The organism is Magnetospirillum molischianum DSM 120 (assembly GCF_000294655.1).
Lineage (GTDB): Bacteria > Pseudomonadota > Alphaproteobacteria > Rhodospirillales > Magnetospirillaceae > Phaeospirillum > Phaeospirillum molischianum.
Genome location: NZ_CAHP01000001.1, coordinates 58,323 through 80,892 on the forward strand (window position 1 = coordinate 58,323; position 22,570 = coordinate 80,892).

Annotated in this window: 17 protein-coding genes; 4 read left to right on the forward strand and 13 right to left on the reverse strand. The window is 64.0% G+C overall.

Going from position 1 to position 22,570, the window contains the following annotated elements; all coding sequences use genetic code 11:
• Positions 1–185 precede the first annotated feature (185 nt).
• Together PHAMO_RS00270 and PHAMO_RS00275 are read left to right on the forward strand one after the other, a co-directional pair.
• Positions 186–665 carry a MarR family winged helix-turn-helix transcriptional regulator gene (locus PHAMO_RS00270; protein ID WP_040565987.1) on the forward strand — a complete coding sequence of 160 codons (480 nt, stop codon included), beginning with the start codon at positions 186–188 and terminating at the stop codon, positions 663–665.
• Complete coding sequence (locus tag PHAMO_RS00275) at positions 662–2,626, forward strand: FUSC family protein (RefSeq protein WP_002725232.1); 1,965 nt, start codon at positions 662–664, stop codon at positions 2,624–2,626. The genes PHAMO_RS00270 and PHAMO_RS00275 overlap by 4 nt, the downstream gene beginning before the upstream one ends.
• A gap of 27 nt (positions 2,627–2,653) precedes the next feature.
• Here PHAMO_RS00275 and mutS read toward each other — a convergent pair whose 3' ends face one another.
• The gene (mutS, locus tag PHAMO_RS00280) at positions 2,654–5,272 is read right to left on the reverse strand and encodes a DNA mismatch repair protein MutS (protein WP_051002332.1); all 2,619 of its coding nucleotides are present in this window, start codon (positions 5,270–5,272) and stop codon (positions 2,654–2,656) included.
• Between the two features lie 375 nt (positions 5,273–5,647).
• Between mutS and PHAMO_RS00285 the strand changes: the two genes are divergently transcribed.
• Positions 5,648–6,910: a methyl-accepting chemotaxis protein gene (locus PHAMO_RS00285; protein WP_040565988.1), complete on the forward strand. Its 1,263-nt coding sequence runs from the start codon at positions 5,648–5,650 to the stop codon at positions 6,908–6,910.
• 69 nt (positions 6,911–6,979) lie between these two features.
• Here the strand turns inward: PHAMO_RS00285 and ahcY are convergent, their stop codons facing one another.
• On the reverse strand, positions 6,980–8,380 hold the full coding sequence (gene ahcY, locus PHAMO_RS00290; RefSeq protein ID WP_002725238.1) for an adenosylhomocysteinase: 1,401 nt from the start codon (positions 8,378–8,380) through the stop codon (positions 6,980–6,982).
• A gap of 266 nt (positions 8,381–8,646) precedes the next feature.
• Here ahcY and PHAMO_RS00295 point away from each other — a divergent pair, with 266 nt between their 5' ends.
• On the forward strand, positions 8,647–10,491 hold the full coding sequence (locus tag PHAMO_RS00295; RefSeq protein ID WP_002725240.1) for a lytic transglycosylase domain-containing protein: 1,845 nt from the start codon (positions 8,647–8,649) through the stop codon (positions 10,489–10,491).
• A gap of 80 nt (positions 10,492–10,571) precedes the next feature.
• Here PHAMO_RS00295 and lpxC read toward each other — a convergent pair whose 3' ends face one another.
• From lpxC to murD, 11 genes are all read right to left on the reverse strand, one after another.
• Complete coding sequence (gene lpxC, locus PHAMO_RS00300; RefSeq protein WP_002725243.1) at positions 10,572–11,561, reverse strand: UDP-3-O-acyl-N-acetylglucosamine deacetylase; 990 nt, start codon at positions 11,559–11,561, stop codon at positions 10,572–10,574.
• Positions 11,562–11,797: 236 nt separating this feature from the next.
• Positions 11,798–12,196, reverse strand: a complete 399-nt coding sequence (locus PHAMO_RS19895) for a hypothetical protein (protein WP_002725245.1) — start codon at positions 12,194–12,196, stop codon at positions 11,798–11,800.
• Complete coding sequence (gene ftsZ, locus PHAMO_RS18215) at positions 12,183–13,343, reverse strand: cell division protein FtsZ (protein WP_002725248.1); 1,161 nt, start codon at positions 13,341–13,343, stop codon at positions 12,183–12,185. The genes PHAMO_RS19895 and ftsZ overlap by 14 nt, the downstream gene beginning before the upstream one ends.
• 63 nt (positions 13,344–13,406) lie before the next feature.
• Complete coding sequence (gene ftsA, locus PHAMO_RS00315; protein WP_040565989.1) at positions 13,407–14,657, reverse strand: cell division protein FtsA; 1,251 nt, start codon at positions 14,655–14,657, stop codon at positions 13,407–13,409.
• 1 nt (position 14,658) lies between these two features.
• Positions 14,659–15,633, reverse strand: coding sequence for a cell division protein FtsQ/DivIB (locus PHAMO_RS00320; protein ID WP_002725251.1), 975 nt, complete (start codon positions 15,631–15,633; stop codon positions 14,659–14,661).
• Positions 15,621–16,538, reverse strand: coding sequence for a D-alanine--D-alanine ligase (locus PHAMO_RS00325; RefSeq protein ID WP_002725253.1), 918 nt, complete (start codon positions 16,536–16,538; stop codon positions 15,621–15,623). The genes PHAMO_RS00320 and PHAMO_RS00325 overlap by 13 nt, the downstream gene beginning before the upstream one ends.
• Positions 16,535–17,455, reverse strand: a complete 921-nt coding sequence (gene murB / locus PHAMO_RS00330; RefSeq protein WP_002725255.1) for a UDP-N-acetylmuramate dehydrogenase — start codon at positions 17,453–17,455, stop codon at positions 16,535–16,537. Before murB ends, PHAMO_RS00325 begins: the two co-directional genes overlap by 4 nt.
• Positions 17,452–18,888, reverse strand: a complete 1,437-nt coding sequence (gene murC / locus PHAMO_RS00335) for a UDP-N-acetylmuramate--L-alanine ligase (protein WP_002725256.1) — start codon at positions 18,886–18,888, stop codon at positions 17,452–17,454. The genes murB and murC overlap by 4 nt, the downstream gene beginning before the upstream one ends.
• A 4-nt stretch (positions 18,889–18,892) precedes the next feature.
• Complete coding sequence (murG, locus tag PHAMO_RS00340) at positions 18,893–20,008, reverse strand: undecaprenyldiphospho-muramoylpentapeptide beta-N-acetylglucosaminyltransferase (RefSeq protein ID WP_002725259.1); 1,116 nt, start codon at positions 20,006–20,008, stop codon at positions 18,893–18,895.
• Positions 20,005–21,135, reverse strand: coding sequence for a putative lipid II flippase FtsW (gene ftsW, locus PHAMO_RS00345; protein WP_002725262.1), 1,131 nt, complete (start codon positions 21,133–21,135; stop codon positions 20,005–20,007). The genes murG and ftsW overlap by 4 nt, the downstream gene beginning before the upstream one ends.
• 67 nt (positions 21,136–21,202) lie before the next feature.
• Positions 21,203–22,564, reverse strand: a complete 1,362-nt coding sequence (gene murD, locus PHAMO_RS00350; RefSeq protein ID WP_002725264.1) for a UDP-N-acetylmuramoyl-L-alanine--D-glutamate ligase — start codon at positions 22,562–22,564, stop codon at positions 21,203–21,205.
• Between the last annotated feature and the right edge of the window lie 6 nt (positions 22,565–22,570).

The window sequence follows — 22,570 nt, forward strand, 5'->3', positions numbered from 1 at the left end:
AAAGCCCGTCAAGTCAAGCGCTTGGCGGGCTTTTTCGTTTTGTTCCCAGCGGTCGATCCACTCCCGTAACCTTCCCGCCTTTCCGCCGTTTTCCCTCGCCTCCGTTTCCTCCGTGGCGCAGCGATGTGTGGACTTTTGTGAAGATAATTGACATGTCAATTAATTGTGTGTCATGTAACTCAGCCATGGCTAAACGATCCCCCCCGTTGGCCCGCCTTGATTTCGGCTATCGTCTGGTGATTTTGGCTCGTCGTTGGCGAGCCGCGATCGATGCGCGTCTTCATGCCGCCGGACTGACCGACGCCACGTGGCGGCCCCTGATTTATCTCCACCGGATGGGTGATGGAACCCGCCAGAAGGAGTTGGCCGCATCGCTTGGGCTTGATTGCTCGGCGGTGGTTCGTTTGCTTGATCTGCTTACCGCACGCGGGTTGGTCGAGCGGCGGGAAGACCCGGCGGACAAGCGGGCCAAGACCCTGCATCTCACCGACGAGGGGCGAAGCCTCATCACCACCGTTACCGATCTGCTGATCCCGTTCGAAGCGACGTTGCTGGACGGGATAGACGATTCGGCGATCGTCACGCTGCTCGATTCGTTTGACCGGATCGAAACTCGTCTGGACGCCGCCCGGCTGGACGGTCAAACCGAAGAGAGAGAGGCATGAGCCTTCTGGTCAAAGTTGGGTTTGACCCGACCCGTCTGACCTTTGCCCTGCGTACCGTCATTGCCGGTTGGCTGGCGTTGACCGTTGCGATGGTGTTGGGGCTGGACAGCCCGCAATGGGCGGCGATGACGGCGGTGATCGTGGCCCAGCCGACACGGGGCATGCTGCTGGAACGCAGCATTCAGCGGGTGATTGGCACCATTGTCGGCTCGCTGGTGGGGGTGTTGCTGATCCACGAATTTGCCGCCAATCCACCTCTTCTCGTCGTCGGCTTGGCGGTCTGGATCAGCCTGTGTGCGTATGTCGGCAATGTGCTGAGGCAATATCGGGCCTATGGGGTGTTCCTGGCGGGCTATACCGCCGCGATGATCGCTCTGCTGGACGTGCCGCATCCCGATCATGTCGTCTTCCTGGCGACCGAGCGAGTCGAGACGATCATCATCGGCATCGTTGTCTCCGGGCTGGTCAGCGGCTTTCTGACTCCGGTGTCCGACGAATCCCATCTGATCCGGCGGGTACGGCTTCTGAGCGCCGACACGATGGATTGGTGTGCTCGCGCCTTGGCCGGGGCCGGGCGCTCTGGGCTGATGACGCGCGAACGTCTGCTGGTGTCCGAGATGGCGGCGGTCGAAGATATGCTCGACCAGATCGCCGCCGGATCGGTCGAAGGGCATCGTCGGGTTCGTCATATCCGGGGTTTGTTGGCCGCGTTGCTGTCGCTGGTCGCGGGGGTCCGGGGCGTCACCACGCTTCTGGCCCGCGAGCCGGAGCGTCGGCGTGGTGCAGGCCTGCCGATTCTGGTGGTTCATCTCGATGCCGCCGCCGCTCAGTTGACCGCCGGATCACCGCTGTCCATTCCGGTTGGAGAGATGAGCGCCGCGCTGGCCGAGGGTGCTCCAGCGGGAACGCTGACCGATGCGCTGGGACGGCTGATTGCCGCGTTGGGGGCGGTGTCGGCGGGACACGAGGCCATCCGTGTCGCCAAGAACACGCCGCCGGTATTGGACTTTCTGTTTCACCGTGACCGGATCGGAGCCAGAGCGGCGATGATGCGGGCTTTTCTGGCGGTGTTGGCCGTCGGTGCGGCGTGGCAGATCAGCGGCTGGCGCGACGGTCAGTTCATGGTTCTCAGCACCTGCATCATGACCACGGTGTTTTCCTCGTTTGAAAATCCGCTGGTGGTATTGCGGCACGTGATGCTGGGATCGATCGCCGGAGCGGCGGCGGCGATGCTGTTTCACACTCAGATGCTGCCGATGTCGGGTGGAACGCTCGATGTCTTGCTGATGGTCGCCCCTTTCCTGCTCTTGGGAGGGGTGGCGATGGCGCATCGCCGAACCGCTCTGGCCTCGATCGATTACAACATGTGTTTTCTGCTGTTGGGGCAGCCCGCGTTTCCGATGGTCGGCGCGCCTGATGCGGTTTATGGCGCGGCGGGGGCGGTTCTGCTTGGCGTAGCGGCGGCGTTCGTTGCTTTCCGCTTCGTTTTCCCGATCAGTTCATCCCGTCGGCTGCGGGCCTTGATCTCGATCACCATCGAAGATCTGGAAGGGCTGGCTCGTGGACAGTCGCATCCGACTCATGAGCGCTGGCGAGCCCGCATCTATCACCGCATCCTGCATCTGGTGAAGCTGGTCGATGCCCTGCGGTTGACGAACCTGCGTGCGGTCGATGGCGGCATTGCCGCTCTGACCGTTGGCGAAACGATTCTGTTGTTGCAGCAAGAGCGCCGTCGGATCGGCCTGTCTCAGGGCTGGCGGCGGCGGATCGATGTTGCCATGGGGCGTCTTGCCACCCTGTCACGCGATCCACGGGTGGCGGCGGCGGCGTTGGAACGGGCCGTCGGTCACGCGCCATCGGAGACAGAGGCTGACCGTCTGCGCGAGGCCGCCTTGGCACTACGCGAAAACCTGTGGTTCTTTAAGGCAAAGAGCCGCCACCCCCGCACCCGCTCGACCTGATCTTTGTCGATGCGGCGGGGAGTGATCTCAGAGCAGTCGCTTCATTTCATAGATCAGGTCCAGCGCTTGCCGTGCCGTCAGTTCGTCGGGATTGACGGCGCGGAGTTGCTCCTCGACCGCCGAGGAAACCGGAACGGCCACCTCGGCTGATTTTGGCTTTTGTTTCGGCTTGCTCGCGACGGCCGCGAACAAGGGCAAATCGTCCGCCAGTCGAGCGATTCCCGACGCCTGATCCGAGCTTTCCAGAACGGTGAGAACCTCTTCCGCGCGGGCGACCGCCGCCATTGGCAGACCGGCCAGCCGGGCGACATGGATGCCATAAGAGCGGTCGGCGGCACCTTCTCCCACTTCATGGAGGAAGACCACGTCATTTTGCCATTCCTTGACTCGCATCATGTGACAGGCGAGCGAGGGCAGGGTGGCGGCCAGCCGGGTGAGTTCGTGGTAGTGGGTGGCGAACAGCGCCCGACAGCGATTGACCTCGTGCAGATGTTCGACCACCGCCCAGGCGATTGACAGGCCGTCGAAAGTGGCGGTGCCTCGTCCGATTTCGTCAAGGATCACCAGCGCGCCCGGCCCGGATTGGTTGAGAATGGCGGCGGTCTCGACCATCTCGACCATGAAGGTCGAACGTCCCCGCGCCAGATCGTCGGCGGCCCCGACCCGCGAGAACAGGCGGTCGATCACGCCGATACGGGCGATTTCGGCGGGAACGAACGACCCGGTTTGGGCCAGCAATGCGATCAGCGCATTCTGTCGCAGAAAGGTGCTCTTACCCGCCATATTGGGGCCGGTGATCAGCCATAGGCGCTGTCCCTCGGACAGGTCGCAATCGTTGGCGACGAAAGCGCCGCCATGGGTTGCTTCCAGTGCGGCTTCGACCACCGGATGACGGCCGCCCTTGATCTCGAAAGCGGTGCCGGTTTCGACCTGGGGCCGGGTCCAACGCCGCGTTGCCGCCAGTTCGGCCAGGGCGGACGCGACATCGAGCGCGGCCAGGGCGGACGCGGCGGCGGCGATCTCGGCGGCGCGCATGGTGACTTCGGTCACCAGATCGTCAAACAGCGCCAGCTCGATTGCAAGGGCACGTTCGGCGGCTCCGGTGATCCGCCCGGCCAGCTCGATCAGGTCCGAGGTAGTGTAGCGTGCGGCCTGGGCCATCGTTTGGCGGTGGATGAAGCGCTCGTCCAACTTGTCCGCCTGCTTGCCCGGCACTTCGATATGGTGGCCGATGATGTTGTTGTGGCGGATTTTCAGAGCGGCGATCCCGGTCGCCTCGACATAGCGCCGTTCCAACTGCATCAGCAGGGTGTTGCTTTCGGTCTTCAGCGCCTTGGTCTCGTCGAGGGTGGCGTCGTAGCCTTCGGCGATAAAGCCGCCGTCGCGCGCCAGCGGGGGCGGCTCGGGCACCAGGGCGCGGCTCAGGCGATCGACCAACGCGCTGTGCTCGCCCAAATCGCGGAGCGTCTCACTCAAGGCGGATGGCAAAGGACCGATTCCGGTGGCGAGCAGGCGCAACGCCGGAATTGCCGTCAGTCCATCGCGGATTGCGGCCAGATCGCGCGGCCCGCCGCGTCCCAGCGACAGCCGGGACAGGGCGCGCTCGATGTCGGGGCAGCTTTTGAGGGAGGCGCGTAGCGACGCGCGCAGAGACTCCTGCTCGACCAGAAAGGCAACGGCATCCAGTCGCCGGGCGATCTCCGCCGGGTCGGTCAGCGGTGCCGCCAGCCGCGCCGCCAGCAACCGCGCGCCTGCGCCGCTGACAGTGCGGTCGATCGTGTCGAGCAGCGATCCCCGCCGTTCGCCCCCCATCGTCTGAGCCAGTTCGAGATTCCGCCGCGTTGCTGCGTCGATCTCCATGACCGCGCCTTCGGCCAGCCGCCGGGGCGGCGACAGACGCGGCAGCTTGCCCTTCTGAGTCAGCTCGACATAATCGACCAAAGCCCCGGCGGCGGCCAGCTCGGCGCGGGAGAACGAGCCGAACCCGTCCAGTGCGCCGACCTCGAACAGCGTTTCGATGCGGCGGCGGGCATTCTCGGAATCGAACCGGGCCGATGGCAACGGCGACAGGATCGTCTTCCATTCGGCCCAAGTGTCGATCAAGGCGGCCGCAGTCAGCAGACGTTCCGGTACCAACAATTCGCCCGGAGCCAGGCGCGCCAGCGCCGCCGACAATCCAGCCGTCGTCACTGACTGAGTAGCGAAATCGCCGGTCGAGACATCAACCCAGGCCAGCCCCGGCCCGCCCTGCGCTTCGGCCACAGCCGCCAGATAATTGTGCGCACGGGCATCAAGCAGCGTGTCTTCGGTCAGGGTGCCTGCGGTAACGACGCGGGTGACGTCGCGGGCGACCACCGATTTCGCGCCGCGCTTTTTCGCTTCGGCAGGATCTTCGATTTGTTCGCCGATCGCGACTTTGAAGCCCTGACGCACCAATCGGGCCAGATACGCTTCATAGGCCCGGAACGGCACGCCGCACATCGGGATATCTTCGCCCAGATGTTTGCCGCGCTTGGTTAGTGCGATGTCGAGTGCCGCCGATGCCTTGACCGCATCGTCAAAGAATAATTCGTAGAAATCGCCCATCCGATAGAACAGCAGGCAGTCGGGATGCGCCCGCTTGATCGCCAGATACTGGGCCATCATCGGGGTTACGTCGTCGGGAATCGGGGCGGAGGACACGGACGGTGCAGCGGTCACGGGCGGGCTTCACAGTTTTTGGGGGGGGAGGCGAGTGCGGCCGCACCCTAGCACGGCGCGGCCTTTAGGAAAACCGTCAGGGACTTTCTGAAGGATGTCGGACACGCAATTGGAGATTTATTGCAGCCCTGTTATCCATAAATAGAAATTAATGATATTTATTGTTTATTTTCTGAAATATGTTGGATTTATTCTAAATAATTCCCGAACTTCTTTTTGTAAGATCAGTTAATTTTCAATTCGGGACTGTTATCGGGTCGTGCTACAGCTAAAGGGTAGTTTTAATGCACATTAACAAACCTATAGATATAGGGATTGGCTGTGACTTTTCAATTCTGGAGCAATCGCCCTGATGCCGGGCTCTCAATTCGGCGGACATTTTTTGACAGCACTCCCGATGCCATCCTGGTCATGGCCGATGGAATTTATGTCGAGTGTAACGATGCTGCGATGCAGATGTTCGGTTATGCCGATAAGGTCTCGTTGCTGAACGCCACTCCGGCGCAGCTTTCGCCGCCGGTTCAATCCGATGGCGAAAGTTCCGACGAGAAGGCCCAGGTTTATATCGCCGAGGCGATTCGAAAAGGTTTTAACCGCTTCGAATGGCTTCATCGCCGTGCCGATGGCGTCGATTTTCCGGTCACCGTCACCCTTTTCATGGCGAAGGAGGGGGGCCGAACCCTGGTCTTTGTCTGTCTGTCCGATCTGTCCGAGTTGTTCCAACTGCGCGAGGAGCGGGGCAGGGCGCTTCAGGCCATGACGCGGGAGTTCAATCGGGCCGTAACGGGGGTTCTTGATACGGTTGCTCACGCCGCCGCCAACATGAATGGTGTTGCGCAAACGATGTCGGCCAATGCCGAACAGACCAAGCGTCAGGCCCTGACTGTCTCCGCCGCCAGCGACGAAGCATCCGGGAGCGTTCAGACCGTCGCCAGCGCGGCAGAGGAATTATCGGCGTCGATCAGTGAGATCGCGCGGCAGGTTCAGCAATCCGGTGTCGCGTCCAGGGTTGCGTCCGAAGAAGCCGACCACACCAATGGCATGGTGCGCAGTCTGGCCGACAGTTCGGCGAAGATCGGCGCGGTCGTCAATCTGATCAACGATATCGCATCGCAGACCAACCTGTTGGCGCTGAACGCGACGATCGAGGCGGCGCGGGCGGGCGATGCCGGCAAAGGCTTTGCGGTGGTTGCCAATGAGGTCAAGCATCTGGCCACCCAGACCGCCAGGGCCACCGACGAAATCGGGGGGCTGATCGGTTCGGTTCAAGCCAAGACAAAGGAAGCCGTTGCCGCGATCGCGAGCATTGTCGCCCGGATCGATGATATCAACCAGATTTCGGCGGCGATTGCGTCGGCGGTCGAGGAGCAATCCGCCGCGACCGCGGAAATCGCCCGTAATATCCAGCATGCCGCCAGTGGAACGCGTCAGGTGACGTCAACGATTGGCGGGGTGAGTCAGGCGGCGGCGGAAACCGGACAGGCTGCGGAGCAGGTTTTGGCCTCGGCCCGTTCGCTGGTCGATGAATCCGTTGCCCTGCGCGGAGTGGTGACCCGCTTTCTGAACCAGGTCGGCGAGATCTGAACGGACAAGAAAAAAGGGACAGGGGGGTGTGCCCCCTGTCCCTTCCGAACCCGCGATGAATGCGGGGATTTAGTACCGGTAAGCCTCGGGCTTGAACGGGCCTTCGACACCAACACCGATATAATCGGCCTGCTTCTGGTTGAGCGTGGTCAGGGACGCGCCCAGCTTGGCCAGATGCAACAAGGCAACCTTCTCGTCGAGCTGCTTCGGCAGGACGTAGACCTTGCGCTCGTACTTGCCCGGATTGGCGTAAATGTCGATCTGGGCCAGAACCTGATTGGTGAAGGACGCGCTCATCACGAAGCTGGGATGGCCGGTGGCGCAGCCCAGATTGACCAGACGGCCTTCGGCCAGCAGCAGGATACGCTTGCCGTCGGGGAACTGAATCTCATCAACCTGCGGCTTGATGTTGTTCCAGGTGAAGTTCTTCAGCGCGGCGATCTGAATTTCGCTGTCGAAGTGGCCGATGTTGCAAACGATCGCCCGGTCCTTCATCGCCCGCATGTGGTCAAGGGTGATGACATCGACATTGCCGGTAGTGGTGACGAAGATGTCGCCGCGGGGCGCGGCCTGTTCCATCGTCTGGACCTCATAGCCTTCCATGCAGGCCTGAAGCGCGCAGATCGGATCGATCTCGGTGACGATGACGCGGCAGCCCTGGCTGGCCAGCGACTCGGCCGAACCCTTGCCGACATCGCCGAAGCCGGCGACAACGGCAACCTTGCCCGCCAGCATGACGTCGGTGGCGCGGCGGATGCCGTCAACCAGCGATTCGCGGCAGCCATACTTGTTGTCGAACTTCGACTTGGTGACCGAATCGTTGACGTTGATCGCCGGCCACAGCAGCGTGCCCTTCTTTTCCATCTCGTAGAGACGGTGGACGCCGGTGGTGGTTTCCTCGGTCACGCCACGGATTGAGGCGCCGTTGCGGGAATAGAACGTCGGATCGGCCGCCAGCTTCTTCTTGATCGAAGCGAACAGGAATTCCTCTTCCTCGCAGGTGGGGGTGGACAGCACCGAGGCATCCTTCTCGGCGCGCATGCCGAGGTGGATCAGCAGGGTGGCGTCGCCGCCATCGTCGAGGATCATGTTCGGGCAGCCGCCATCGGCCCACTCGAAGATGCGATGGGTGTAGTCCCAATATTCTTCCAGGCTCTCACCCTTGACGGCGAACACCGGGATGCCTGCGGCGGCGATCGCGGCGGCGGCGTGGTCCTGGGTCGAGAAGATGTTACAGGACGCCCAGCGGACATCGGCACCCAACGCCTTCAGCGTCTCGATCAGCACGCCGGTCTGGATCGTCATATGCAGGGAACCGGCGATGCGGGCACCCTTCAGAGGCTGGCTCAGGCCGTATTCCTCGCGGGTGGCAATCAGGCCGGGCATCTCGCTTTCGGCGATGTCCAGTTCCTTGCGGCCCCAGGCGGCCAGCGCAATGTCGGCGACCTTGTAATCGGTGAAGGAGGTCATGCGATTCCTCTGGATTAAGGGTGTTTAGGCTGGTGCGCAGTGTAGCGGGTCTGTCGGCGGAACGCAACATCATATAAAGATATCTTTATGTGTTAATGAGATGGGGCCGACGCGAGATTCTTTTTGGTTAAGTTTTTGATAAAAAACGATTTATTTGTTTTCCTTATGGGGCGTGGGTATTTTTTTCTTCCACAGGGGGGCTCGACTCATTTATAAAACCGCTCACCGCGATTGGTATTGTCGATAACCACCTGAGGAGAACAGCCTTGCGCGACAGGCTCCTCCCAGCAGCGATGCTGGTGATTTTGGCTGCGACGTCCACGGCATCGGCGGGCGAACCGGCCCGTCAGAATTTTTCCCAAGCCGGGTCTGTTCGTGTTGCTGCCGCCGAAGGCCCGCAGACCGCCGCACTTTTTCCCGGCGGTCAGCGTGAGGCACGGGTAGCCCCTTTGCCCCGGCCCTTGTCCGTGGCCGATGCTGAAACCTATCGCCGGATTCTGGCGATGCAGGATCGTGGCGACTGGGCTGCTGCCGATCGCGAAATGGGCATGGTCGAAGACGACCTGCTCCGTGGCTATGTTCAGGCGCGGCGATTGCTCGCCGCCGGAACCAAGTCGCACCTTCCCGAATTGCGCGCCTGGCTGGCCGAGAATGCGGCGATGCCCCAGGCCGAGGCGATTTACCGCCTTGCGACCGCGACCAAGGGCGGGCATGGTCTGCGTGCGCCTCAGCGCGCTGCGCTGCGCGGCACCGGCATCGATACCGATGTCGATGGCGCGATGTGGGAAGAGGTGGCGTTCGATACCGACGAATCCGCCCCCCGTGTCCGGGCGATCAAGACCCGGCTGCGTCAGATATTGCGTGACGGCGATTCGACGCGAGCCGAGGCGATGCTGGCCTCGGCCGAGATCCGATCGCTTCCGGCGCTGGATCAGGATCGGCTGCGGCTGATGGTCGCCTCCGATCATTTTGCCGGGGGCCGCGATGATCGCGCCGCCGAATTGGCCTCTGCTTCCGCCGAACGGTCGGGCGATGTCCTTCCCGCCGCCCATTGGATCGCTGGGTTGGCGTTGTGGCGCGCGGGCAAGGCCGATCAGGCCCGGCGTTATTTCGAAGATACCGCGACGTCCGGGCTGAATCAGGATTGGCTGACCGCCGCAGGAGCCTTCTGGGCGGCGCGGGCCAATCTGGTCAACCGCCGCCCCGAGGCGGTCAATCACTGGATGGAAGTCGCGGCGAGCTATCCGCGCACCTTCTACGGTTTGTTGGCCCGGTCCTGGCTGGGTTACCCGGTCAGCTATGCATGGGAACTGCCGCCTTTTACCGAGGGCGATGCCGACATGCTGATGCGGGTTCCGGCCGCGCGGCGCGCTTTGGCCCTGATCCAATTGGGCGAGCGTGAGGACGCCGAAGAAGAATTGCGTAAGCTGTACCCCTCCGCCGGTAAGGCGGTGCGTCAGTCGATGCTGGTTCTGGCTCAGGCGGCGAAAATGCCGGGCCTTACCGTCCGTCTGGGCGGAGTGTTGCCGCGTGAAAATGGTCGTCGGCACGATGCCGCCGCCTATCCGCTGCCCGACTGGACGCCGCAAGGTGGCTGGCAGGTTGATCGTGCCCTGGTCTATGCCCTGGTTCGCCAAGAATCCTCGTTCAATCCCGACGCACGCAGCGCTTCCGGTGCGGCCGGTCTGATGCAGCTGATGCCTGCCACGGCTCAGGCGGTTGGCGGTCTGCGTGTCCGCGACCAGTTGACCGATCCCGCCGTTAATCTTGGGCTGGGCCAGCGTTATGTCACGCGGCTGCTGTCCGACGATCCGGTCAACGGCAATTTGATGATGATGGCGGCGGCCTATAATGCCGGTCCCGGTACTTTGGGACGCTGGCTTCAGGGGATTCGTCATGGCGAGGATCCCTTGATGTTCGTCGAAAGCCTGCCTGCACGCGAAACCCGTGTGTTCGTTCAGCGGGTTATGACCAGCTATTGGGTTTATCAGGCTCGACTGGGCCAGTCCTCGCCTTCGCTGGAAGCGGTGGCCTCGGGATCCTGGCCGATTTACGGAACGCCGGAGCGTTCTCCGCTGCGTGTTGGTCCCAGCCGGACCGTTGGGTTCTAACTCGCCCTATCCGCCCTAAATCCTCACCGAGCGCTTCGCGCCACCCTCTCCCAAAAGGAGAGGGGGTGGGGTGGTCTCCTTCAGCCGTTGACCACCGCGCGCATCGGCTCGGGGGCCTGGATCTCGACCGGGACGGCGGCGAGATCGACCCAGCTATAAGCTGAACTGTCGGCGAACAACTGGCGAAGAAGCTGGTTGTTGATGGCGTGGCCGGTGCGAATGCCACTGAAATGGCCGAGGATCGGGCCGCCAGCGAGGTAAAGGTCGCCAACCGCGTCCAACACCTTGTGACGGACAAATTCGTTTCCGTAGCGCAGGCCGTCATCGTTGAGCACCTTGGTTCCGGTGCTATCGATCACAACGGCATTGTCAAGCGAGCCGCCACGGGCCAGACCGTTGGCGCGCAGCATCGCCACTTCCTGCTCGAAGCCGAAGGTGCGAGCGCGGGCGACTTCGGCTTTGAAGCTGCGTTCGGACAGGCCGAGGAAGAATTCCTGGCGGGCGATCGCCGTGCTGTCGAAATCGATCTCAACCCGAACCGAGAAAGACGACGCGGGAGAGAGCGAGGCAACTTTGTCGCCGTTACGGACGGTGACACGCTTCAGCACTTTGATGGCGCGGCGCGGGGCCGATTGCTCCAGCGTGCCAGCGCATTCGATCATGAACAGGAAGGGGGCGGCCGATCCGTCCATCACCGGCACTTCGGGGCCGTTGATGTCGATCAGGCAATTGTCGATCTGCATCCCGGACAGAGCGGCCATCAAGTGCTCGACAGTCCCGACAGCGACGCCATCGTTGTTGCGCAGGCAGGTGTTGAGGCGGGTGTCGTTGACAGTGGCCCAATTGGCGGTGACGATCCCGCCGCCGCCAGCAATATCGACGCGGCGAAAGCAAATCCCAGTGTCGGGGGCGGCCGGACGAAGCGTCATAGTAACGCGCGAACCGGAATGAAGACCGACGCCGGTGCAGCCAATCGCGGTTTTGAGTGTCCGCTGCGGGCAACCAAATGCAGATGAGGTGAAAGCCGGGGTGTCGAAGCCGAGATTCTGTTCGTTGACGATCCGATTCACGGGCGATCCCCTATTCTTGTTTTATCTGCCTCATTTTACGTGTCTGAGGCAGTGCTGAACTTGTTCTCTAGGATCCTTTTCTAACAGTCCGGGGTCGAGCCCTCAAATCAATCATTGTTGCCGATTGTTTCACCGCTAACATCTTGAAAAAAAAGGGCCCGGCCGGGCAATCCGGACGGGCCCGTCAAGGTTAGCGCGGGAGGGGGGCCGAAGCCCCCCGAATGGTAACAAAAGGTCTAATTCGCCTGACGGCGCAGGAACGCCGGAATGTCGAGATCCTCACCCGAACGAGGCGCGGTCGGTTCGCGGCGGGCTTCCATCCGGGGCGCGGGTGCCTCGGGGGCGCGGGGTGCCGGAGCCGAAGCCGGGGAGATGGCGTGGCGGCCGCGATTGACCAGACGGTTGAGCAGGCTGCCGGCACGATGCGGTTCGGCGTGCGGGGCGGGCTGCTGCGGCTGGTTGATGGAGGTTTCGGCAATCTCGGACACGGCCCGATGCAGGCTGCCCATGTCCGGCTCCATCTCGTCGGCATAGCGTCCCGACATCGGCCGGTTGAGGCTGGGCTCGGTGCGCATGTCGGGTTCGGCCCGCATCACCGGCTCGGCTTGGCGCGGGTCGAGTTCAGAATCGCGCATTGCCCGCTGCGCCGCGGCTTGGGGGGGCTGCGGCCTGGGGTTGCGGCACGGCCATCTTTTGCGGCGGGCGGAATGCGGGCTGCGGCTGGGCGGTCTGGGCCGCGGCGGGCATGGCGGGACGGGCCGCGGGTTGCGGCGGGGTGCCGACCAACGAGATTACCGTCGGCTTGGGCTGGGCGGCCGCTTCGCTGGCGATGCCGGTGGCGACGACCGAAACGCGGATCTGGCCGTTCAGCTTTTCGTCGAAGGTCGAGCCGAAAATGATATTGGCTTCGGGATCGACTTCATCGCGGATGCGGTTGGCGGCTTCATCGACCTCGAACAGGGTCATGTCCATGCCGCCGGTGATGTTGATAAGAACGCCCTTCGCGCCCTTCATCGAGGTGTCGTCAAGCAGCGGGTTCGAGATCGCGGCCTCGGCGGCGTCGATGGCGCGCTTGTCGCCCTCGGCCTCGCCGGTGCCCATCATAGCCTTACCCATCTCGCTCATCACCGTGCGGATATCGGCGAAGTCGAGGTTGATCAGGCCGGGCATGATCATCAGGTCGGTGACGCCGCGCACGCCGGAATACAGCACGTCGTCAGCCATTTTGAAGGCGTCGGCAAAGGTCGTGCGCTCGGTGGCGACGCGGAACAGGTTCTGGTTGGGGATGATGATCAGCGTATCGACATATTGCTGCATCTCCTCAATGCCCTGTTCGGCGGTGCGCATCCGGTGCGCGCCTTCGAAGTGGAAGGGCTTGGTCACCACGCCAACGGTCAGGATACCCTGTTCCCGCGCGGCGCGGGCGATCACAGGCGCGGCGCCGGTGCCCGTGCCGCCGCCCATTCCGGCGGTGATGAACACCATGTTGGTGCCGTTGATCTGGGTAAGGATGTCCTCGATGCTTTCTTCAGCGGCGGCGCGGCCGACGTCGGGGCGCGATCCCGCGCCCAGCCCCTGGGTGACTTGAGTGCCGAGTTGAATTCGCCGTTCGGTGCGGCTCTGGCCCAGCGACTGCGCGTCGGTGTTGGCGACGATGAACTCGACGCCTTCCAACCGCGACTGGATCATGTTGTTGACCGCGTTTCCACCGGCGCCACCCACGCCGATGACCGTGATGCGAGGCTTTAGTTCTTCATTGGCTCCGGGAAGAAAGGTCAACATGTGTGGTCCTCCGCGCTGTTTCGGCCGCTTCACCCTCGGCCGTATGATGAGATTTCGTCCGGGTCAAAAATTGCGTTTCAACCAGCCCCCCAGCCTGCCCCAGGCCGAGCCGTCGCCGCCGCCGACGCTGATCGCCGCCCGTCGTCCCCGGCTGGGAGTGGGGACGTGGACCAGCGCATAGCGAATCAGACCGGCGCAGCCCGAGAAAGCAGGGCCTCCGGTCGCTTCGGGTAGTCCTTGCAGCCCGACGGGCCGCCCGAGACGTACCTGTTTGTCGAGCACCAGACCGGCCAGGTCGCGGGCGCCCTGCATCTGGCTGGCACCGCCGGTCAGAACCACCCGGCGGCCAGCCATCTTGTCGAACCCGCCCTGTTCGAGCCGGGTGCGAACCAGTTCAAATGTTTCTTCCAGTCGGGGCTGGATGACCTGGATCAGCATCGACCGCGGCACCTGATTGCTGGCGCCGTCTTCGTCCTCGCCGACCAGCGGCACCTTGAGGATTTCGCGGTCGTCCGACGGGGTCGGGATCGCCGATCCGTACAAGGTCTTCATCCGTTCGGCCTGAACCACCGGAGTTGACAAGCCACGGGCGATATCGCTGGTGACATGGGCTCCGCCGATCGGAATCACGTCGGTATGAATCAATTGTCCGGCCAGGAACACCGCGATCGAGGTGGTGCCGCCGCCCATGTCGATGCAGGTGACGCCCAGATCCTTCTCGTCATCGACCAGGCAGGCCAGACCGGCGGCATAGGGGCTGACGACGCGGGCCTCGATGTCGAGGTGGCAGCGGTTGACGACGGTGGTAAGGTTGCGCACCGGACCGATGGCGGCAGAGATGACGTGAATCGCCACCCCCAGCCGGTCGCCGAACATTCCGCGTGGATCCTTGATTCCTTCGTTGCCGTCGATGGTGTAATCGACCGGAATGGCGTGGATCAGCTCGCGGTCGGGGCTTTCGTGGTGGGCGCGGCCGTGATCAAGCATGCGGCGGATGTCCGCCTCGTTGACCGGGTGGCCGTTCATCGCGACCTCGACCTTGACGTTGGCCGAGCCGGGCAGACCGCCCGAGATGTTGACCACCACGGCGCGGACCCGCTCGCCCGCCATTTCCTCGGCAGCATCAACCGAAGCGCGGATCGAGGTCTCCAGTTCTTCCATGTCGATCACCGCGCCATTGCGCATTCCGCGCGCCAGTTGATGGCCGATGCCGACGATGCGCGGCGTGCCGTCGTCCTGGACGCGCGCGATGAAGCAGCACACCTTGGTGGTGCCGACATCCAACGCCGCGATCAGTCCGTTGCGTACAGCCACGTCAATCCTCCTTTCCCAAGCCGAGCGCGGAAGGTTGGGCAGCCGGAGCCTGCGGCGGACGTTCCGCACTTTGAGGCAGGTCGCGTCCGGGCCGCAGCACCAACCGGTCGGGCACGCGCATATCGATCATTGCCAGCGGACGGCTGGCCAGTCCCTTCGATCGTTCCAAGTCGGCGAGGCGGTTCCACGCCACTTCCGGCTCGACCTCGGGCAGCCGCACCTCAAGTCCGGTGCGGATGTCGTCGAGGGTCAGGTTCCAGCGGCGATTACCGACCCGCGTCGCCGCCTTGACTCTCATCGCGAGGTCGGGCGCGGACGACAGCATCGTCAGCAACTCGTCGGCTCGCGCTCCGGCCCCTTCGCCAACCACGAGGGGGAGATCCTCGAAGCCCTCAATGCTGCCGGGGATCACCTTGCCGTCACGGTCGACCAGGGTGTAGACGCCTTCATATTGCCACAACGCAACCGGTTCGCGCTCAACGATTACAAGGTGCAGGCTTCCGGGCAGGCGACGTTCGATCACGGCGGCGCGGATGCCGGGCAACGCCTCCAGCCGGTCGCGGGCGGCAACGATGTCCAGCCCCAGAATCGGATCACCATGTCGCGCGCCCAAAGCCGCGACAATCTGGTCGGTCGGAATGCGGCGGCGACCGGCGACGGTGATTTCAGTGGTGCGGAATCCGGCCATGGCGGTCAAGTGCAGGACCGAATCGCCGGTGTCGCGCCAGACCTTTTGCAAAAATCCCGATTGCCACACCATCGCACCGCCGACGAACAGGGCGGTCAGCGCGACCCCGATCGAAGCGAATTTCTGCACCGGGGTCAGATCGAATCGGAAGCGCTGGGCGCGGCGGCGTCCACGCGCGGCGGTTTGCGGCTGGCGGGGTTGTTTCTGCGGGCGCGGCGGCTCGCTCGACCGGTTGCCCGGCCGGTCGTCGGGGGTGATCACGATGTCGGCGGCGCTTATGCGTCGCATTGGGCGTTCTCCACCATCCAGCGAACCAGTTCGGGAAACGAAATCCCGACATGGGCCGCTATATCGGGCACCAGCGAGGTTGCGGTCATTCCCGGCTGCGTGTTGACTTCGAGCAGCACCAGCCGCGGTGCTTCGCCCGGTCGGGTATCGTCGTAGCGAAGGTCCGCCCGTGACACCCCTCGGCACCCCAAGGCCCGATGAGCCGCCAAGGCCAGCCGACCGGCTTCGGCGGTATCTTCGGGCGGCAGCGGCGCAGGCATGATGTGGCGCGAACCGCCGGGAGCGTACTTCGCATCGTAGTCATAAAACCCATGCTCGGATGTGATTTCAAGCACACCCAACGCCCGGTCGCCCATCACCGCGACGGTTAGTTCGCGGCCGGGAATAAACGCTTCGACCAGCACCTCGTCGCCCATGAACGGCCAGTCGGCCAGGGGGTCGTTATTGCTGTTCTGGTGGACGATATGGACGCCGACCGACGAGCCTTCGTTCAACGGCTTGACGACATAGGGACGCGGCACGGGCGGAGCCTCGCCCCGGTGCACGACTTGCCCCTCGGCGACCGGCAGACCGGCGGCGGCGAACACTCGCCGGGCAAACGCCTTGTCCATCGCTGCCGCCGAGGCCAGCAGGCCGGAATGAGTATACGGCACGCCCAGCAAGTTCAAAATACCCTGGACGCAGCCATCTTCGCCAAAGCGGCCGTGCAGGGCGTTGAACACCACATCGGGGCGCGACTCGCGCAAATCCCGGATCAGCGTGACGGGATCGTGGCCGCACTCGACCAGGGTGACGGTGTAGCCAGCCTGTTCCAATGCCGCGCCGACGGCTTGTCCCGACCGCAACGATACCTCGCGTTCGGACGACGCGCCCCCCATCAGGACGGAAACCCGCGTCGCGCTCATGCTCTTACTCCGATCCGACGAATTTCCCAATGCAGCTCGATTCCGCTGCTGTCGAGGACGCGGCGGCGAACCTCTTCGCCCAGATCCTCGATCTCAGCGGCGGTGGCTTCGCCGAGATTGATCAGGAAGTTGCAATGTTTTTCCGATACCCGCGCTCCGCCGTGGGTCAGCCCCCGGCATCCAGCGGCGTCGATCAGCTTCCAGGCGCTTTCGCCCGGCGGATTGGCGAAGGTCGATCCGCCGGTTCGCACGCGCAAAGGCTGTGACGCTTCGCGGGCAAGACGAATCCGCTCCATCCGCTCGGCGATCGCTGCGGGCTGGTCGGGGTGGGCCGACAGGGTGGCCGAGAGCACGATCGCGTTTTCGCTCAAGGACGAGCGTCGATAGCCGAGTCCCAGTTCTGCCGCATCACGCAGTTGAGTCTGGCCAGATCGCTCCAGCACCCGCGCCGATACAATCACGTCCTTGATTTCGCCTCCGAACGCGCCCGCGTTCATCCGTACCGCGCCCCCGATGGTGCCGGGGATTCCCGACAGGAACTCAAGCCCGCCCAGACCGGCGGCTTCGGCATGGCGGGATACGGTGAGGTCGAGCGCACCGGCACCGGCCTCAATCGATTCCTCATACAACGAGATTGCGGCGAAGGCAGGGCCAAGTCTGATCACCGCACCGGGAAGACCACCATCGCGAATCAGCAGGTTAGATCCGGCTCCGATTACCGTCACGGGCACCTCGGGCGGCACCGCCGCCAGGAACGCGGCCAGATCTTCTTCGTCGGCGGGGCGGAACAACAGCTCGGCCGGTCCACCGACACGGAACCAGGTATAGGGAGCCAGCGGCGCGTCCGGCGTCACCCGTCCGCGCAGGGGCGGCAGGGCCGCACGCCAATCGGCCGAGGACGCGCTGGCGGCTATCATTCGCCGTCCTCCAACTCCGCCAAAGCGGGGGTCAGCTTTGCCAGTTCGGCGGGCAGGGCATGAGCCCAATTGGTGATCGATCCTGCACCCAGGCACACCACCATGTCGCCCGGCCGCGCCACGCCATGGACCAGTTCGGCCAGGGCTTTCGGCTCGGACAGCGCGAGGACGTTGCGGTGGCCGTGCTCGCGTAGCGCCCGCACCAGAGCGTCGCGGTCGATACCGGGAATCGGAGCCTCTCCGGCGGCATAGACATCGGCGACGATCACGGTGTCGGCGTTGTTGAAACAGGTGCAGAACTCGGCCATCAGGTTTTCCAGCCGCGAATAACGGTGCGGCTGCACCACCGCGATGACCTGACCGGTGCTGGCGCTCCGTGCCGCCTTCAGCACCGCCGCGATCTCGACCGGATGATGGCCGTAATCGTCGATGACGGTGACACCGCCCGCCTCGCCGACGCGGGTGAAACGACGCTTGACCCCCGAGAAGCCGCCGAGCGCCTTGCGCACGATGTCGTTGGGCAGCCCCAATTCGACCGCAACGGCAATTGCCGCCAGCGAGTTTTGTACGTTGTGTTCGCCGAACATCGGCAGGTGCAGCCCGGCGATGGTGCGGGACTGGCCGGTAACCCGATCGGTGATGGCAACGTCATAGCGGGCGCCGTCGGTACCGATCGTGACATTGACGGCGCGGACCATCGCCTGGGGCGAGAAGCCGTAGGTGACGATCTTGCGGTCGGGAACGCGGGCGATCAGGGTCTGGACTTCGGGATGGTCGATGCACAGCGCGGCGAAGCCATAAAACGGGATGCTTTCGACAAAGCTGCGGAAGGCCTCGCGCAGCCGGTCGAAGGTGCCGTAATGGTCCATGTGCTCGGGATCGATATTGGTGACGACCACTGCCGTCGAGGGCAGCTTGAGGAAGCTGCCGTCGGATTCGTCGGCCTCGACCACCATCCAGTCGCTGGCACCCAGCCGGGCGTTGGTGCCATAGGCATTGATGATGCCGCCATTGATGACGGTGGGGTCCAGCCGGGCCGCCTCCAGCATCGCCGCGATCAGCGACGTGGTGGTGGTCTTGCCATGCGTGCCGCCGATCGCGATCGCATTCTTGAGGCGCATCAGTTCGGCCAGCATTTCGGCGCGGCGCACGACCGGAACCAGTCGAGCGCGGGCGGCGGCGACCTCGGGATTGTCGGGCTTGACCGCCGAAGAGATCACGACGACGCGGGCATCGCCCAGCGCCTCGGCGCTGTGACCGATCCGAACGGGAATACCCATCTTGCGTAGGCGCTCGACGTTGTAATTATCGGCGATATCGGTGCCCTGCACGGCATAGCCGAGATTGTGCAGGATCTCGGCGATACCGGACATGCCGATGCCGCCGATTCCGACGAAATGAATGGTGCCGATGGACAACGGCATGGTCCGCATGAAACTAATTCCTCGTATAGGTCGGAATCTGGGCGACCACCAGGTCGGCCAGACTTTGAGCGGCATCGGCACGACCGGCGCGGGCAGCGCAATCGGCGGTACGGGCCAGGGTTTCGGGAGAGTGGATCAGCCCGACCAGCCGGGCCGCCAGTGTTTCGGCAGTAAAGCCTTCCTGTGGCATCAGCCACGCACCGCCATGTTCTTCGACGGCGTGAGCGTTGGCGGTCTGGTGATCGTCGATAGCGTAAGGGTAGGGCACCAGGATCGCCGGGCGTCCCAGCGCGGTCAGTTCAGCGACAGTCGAGGCTCCGGCGCGTGCGATCACCAGATGGGCGGCGGCCATCCGCTCGGGCGCATCGGCGAAGAAGCTTTGCAGGGTCGCCTTGACTCCGCTGGCCTGATAATCGCGCTCGACCGCTTCCAGATCCTCGGGGCGGCATTGCTGCGCAACGTCAAGGCGCTGCTTCAGATCCTCGGGCAACAGCGCCAGCGCGGCCGGTACGACTTCGGATAGCACCCGCGCCCCCTGACTGCCGCCCAGGATCAGCAGCCGGATCGGCCCGCTATTGTCCAGCGGTGGATAGGGCGTGTCGCGCAATGCGGCGATCGCCGCCCGCACCGGCATTCCGGTATGGACCAGCTTTTCGATCAGGCGAGGATCGACATGCGAGACTTCGGGAAACGAGGTGGCGATACGGCCGACACGATTGGCCAGCAATCGGTTGGCGCGTCCCAACACCGCGTTCTGTTCGTGCAGTACGCTGGGCAGTCCGGCCATCGTCGCCGCCACCATTCCCGGCACAGAGGCATAGCCGCCAAAGCCGACCACCACCGCGGGCTTAAGCCGCTTCAGCAGCGAACGGGCCTGGACGATTCCCAGTCCCAATTCGACGACGGCGCGCAAGCGGGCCAACGGTCCTCGTCCGGCCAGTCCCCCGGCCCGGATGCGATAGGTTTCCAACTGTCCCAGGGTTCCGCCATAGACTTCGCCACGGCGGTCGGTCACCAGAGCCAGCCGGTGGCCGCGCTCCAGCAAAACCCCGGCCAGCGCTTCGGCGGGAAAGACGTGGCCGCCGGTACCGCCGGCGGCAAGGACAATCAACTCTTGTGTCGGACTCATGCGTCCAATCCTTCCCGGCCGTAACGGGTGCGGGTCAGCGCCAGCACCATTCCCATTCCCAGCGCCAGCGCCAGCATCGATGAACCGCCATAGGAGATGAACGGCAACGTCATTCCCTTGGCGGGCATCAGCCGCAGCGTCGAGGCCATGTTGATGATCGCCTGCATTCCGAACTGGACCAGCAGGCCGGCTGTTGCCAGCACGACGAACAGATTGTCTTCCTTGACGAGGCGGCTTAACCCGCGCAAGACGATGAAGGCGAACAGAGCTACCACTAAAAGGCACAGCAACAGGCCGAATTCCTCGCCGCCGACCGCCAGGATGAAGTCGGTGTGGGCGTCGGGCAGAACCAGCTTGACCTTGCCTTCGCCGGGACCGCGACCGAACAGCCCGCCATTGCGAAAGGCGCTCAATGCCGTCGTCACCTGATAGGCGTCGCCCGCCGAGGGGTCGAGGAAACGATCGACCCGTGACTGGACGTGCGGAAAGAACTGATAGGCCACCACCGCGCCGACCGGGGCCGCCATTCCCAGCACCGCCAGCCAAATCAGCGGCAGACCGGCCAGGAAAAACTGCACCGCCCAGATTGACGCCAGGATCACGGTTTGACCCACGTCGGGCTGGACCAGCAGCAAGAGCGCGGTCAGGCCGAACAGGCCGGTGGCGATGATCCGGCCGGGAAAGCCCGGCTCCAATCGGGCCGAGGCGAACATCCACCCCGCGACCACGGTGAAGAACGGTTTCACGAATTCCGATGGCTGCACCGACAGGCCACCCAGCGACAGCCAGCGCCGCGCTCCCTTGACCTCGGCTCCCAGCAGCGGCACCAGCGCCAACAGCAGCAGCGAGATCAGCAGCCCGATCACCGCCGTCCGTCGGATCTGCTTTGGCGTCAGCAGCGAAATCCCCAGCATCAGGATCACCGCCGGGGCAAGGAAGACGAACTGGCGGCGGACGAAGTGGAAGCTTTGCGCCCCGATCCGCTCGGCCACGGCCGGGCTGGCGGCCATCGTCAGCAATGCGCCGACCGCGATCAGCAGCAACAGGGCGGCGATGGTCCAGCGATCGACCGTCCACCACCAGCGGCCCAGAACGGATGTGTCCGTGCGTCCGAAGGTCACGCTCATGATTTATGCCCCTTAACGCGCCAATCGCTGCGCTTCGGTGCCGATCCGAGGCGGGCGAGTGCCGATGTCACGTCGCTCTCTCCCCGGTCAGGGCCATCACCATTTCGCGGAACACGTCGCCGCGATGTTCGAACGATTTGAACTGATCCCACGAGGCGCAGGCAGGCGACAGCAGCACCACCGATCCCGCTTTGGCCTGACGCCAGGCCAGTTCGACCGCGGCACCCAATTCACCGCAGCAGGTATAGGGAACCTTGCCCGCAAGGGTGCGGACGAAGGCCTCGGTCGATTCGCCGATCAGATAGGCATGAGCGATGCGCGGGAAATAGGGGGCGAGGGCGTCGATACCGCCTTCCTTGGGACGTCCGCCGACGATCCAGTGGATCGATTCGTGACAGACCAAAGCCTTTTCGGTGGCATCGGCGTTCGTCGCCTTGGAATCGTTGATCCAGGCGACGTCGTTGAGTTCGGCCACCAGTTCCTGACGATGGGCCAGACCGGGATAGGTTGCCAGCGCGGCGATGGCGGCATCGGGCGAAACCCCTTCGGCGCGTGCGACGGCATAGGCGGCACAGACGTTCTGCCAGTTATGGCGGCCGGGCAGACGGGGAAAGCGGCGCAGATCGGCCACCGGCACACCATTGTCGAGCAACACGCCATCGGGGGCCGACACGCCCTGAGCCAGCGCGGCAAGGACCGAAATCCGCACCACTCGCATTCCTCGTCCGGCCAGTTCGTCGGCAATGGCCCGGCAAGGCTCGTCATCGACGGCGACCACAGCCGTCCCGCCAGGAACCAGATAATCGAACAGCTTCCGCTTGGCGGCGATATAGCCTTCCATTCCGCCATGTCGGCCAAGATGGTCGGGCGTGATGTTGAGCAGCGCCGCCGCCTTCAGGCCCAGTCCATCGGACAGCTCAAGCTGATAGGACGACAGTTCCAGAACGATGCTGCCCCCTTCGGGCAGATCGGCAAGATCCAGTGCGGCGGTGCCGAGATTGCCTCCGGCGGCGGTCGGTCGTCCGGACTGAGCCAGCAAATGCGCCAGAAGGGTGGTAGTAGTCGATTTACCATTCGTGCCGCTAACGGCGACAAAACGGGCGTCGGGGCGAGCGCGGGCCAGCAGGGCGACGTCGCACACGACCGGAATTCCGGCGGCGCGGGCGGCCTGGGCCAGGGGGTGCGGCTTGGGGTGGGTGTGGGGGATGCCGGGGCTCCACACCACCAGATCGGCGGCGACGTGGCCGTTCTGAAGCGGATCGACGACCGGAATGCCGCTGGCGGCGGCGCTGCTCCGGGTGGCTGCGTCGTCGTCCCAGGCCCGCAACATTGCTCCGCCAGCCAAAAGCGCGCGCGCGGTGGCGGTGCCGGATTTCCCCAGCCCCATCACCGCGACGCTCTTACCCTTCAGGAAGGTGACCCCGATCATCCTCGC